The following is an 832-nucleotide window of genomic DNA, read 5'->3' as shown; positions in this document are numbered from 1 at the left end:
TTACTGGTGTTACTGGTGTTACTGGTGTTACTGGTGTTACTGGTGTTACTGGTGTTACTGGTGTTACTGGTGTTACTGGTGTTACTGGTGTTACTGGTGTTACTGGGGCTACCGGAGTTACCGGTTCTACTGGCGTTACTGGTGACACTGGGGCTACTGGCTCTACTGGGGCTATCGGAGTTACCGGTTCTACTGGTGTGACTGGTGTTACTGGCGTTACTGGTGACACTGGAGCTACTGGTGTGACTGGTGTGACTGGTGTTACTGGCTCTACTGGGGCTATTGGTTTGACTGGTTCTACTGGGGCTACCGGAGTTACCGGTTCTACTGGGGCTACTGGGGCTATCGGAGTTACCGGTTCTACTGGTGTGACTGGTGTGACTGGTGTTACTGGTGTTACTGGCGTTACTGGTGACACTGGAGCTACTGGTGTTACTGGTTCTACCGGGGCTACCGGAGTTACTGGTTCTACTGGAGCTACTGGTGTTACTGGTTCTACCGGGGCTACCGGAGTTACTGGTTCTACTGGTGCTACTGGTGTTACTGGTTCTACTGGAGCTACTGGTGTGACTGGTGTGACTGGTGTTACTGGTTCTACCGGAGTTACTGGTGCTACTGGTGCTACTGGTGTGACTGGTGCTACCGGAGTTACCGGTTCTACTGGCGCTACGGGACCTACTGGCGCTACTGGAACAACAGGGGCTACTGGAACAACAGGGGCTACTGGAACAACAGGGGCTACTGGAACAACAGGGGCTACTGGAACAACAGGGGCTACTGGAACAACAGGGGCTACTGGAACAACAGGGGCTACTGGAACAACAGGGGCTAC

Annotated in this window: 1 protein-coding gene; it reads left to right on the top strand. The window is 53.5% G+C overall.

All coding sequences use genetic code 11. From position 1 onward, the window contains the following. The coding region (locus tag ACFVT8_RS15895) for a hypothetical protein (protein ID WP_387083470.1) at positions 1-832 on the top strand (832 nt) is incomplete at both ends.

It is taken from the genome of Lysinibacillus sp. NPDC058147, assembly GCF_042884205.1.
In the GTDB taxonomy this organism is placed as follows: Bacteria; Bacillota; Bacilli; order Bacillales_A; family Planococcaceae; genus Lysinibacillus.
This window is presented reverse-complemented; position numbering and strand designations above follow the sequence as displayed.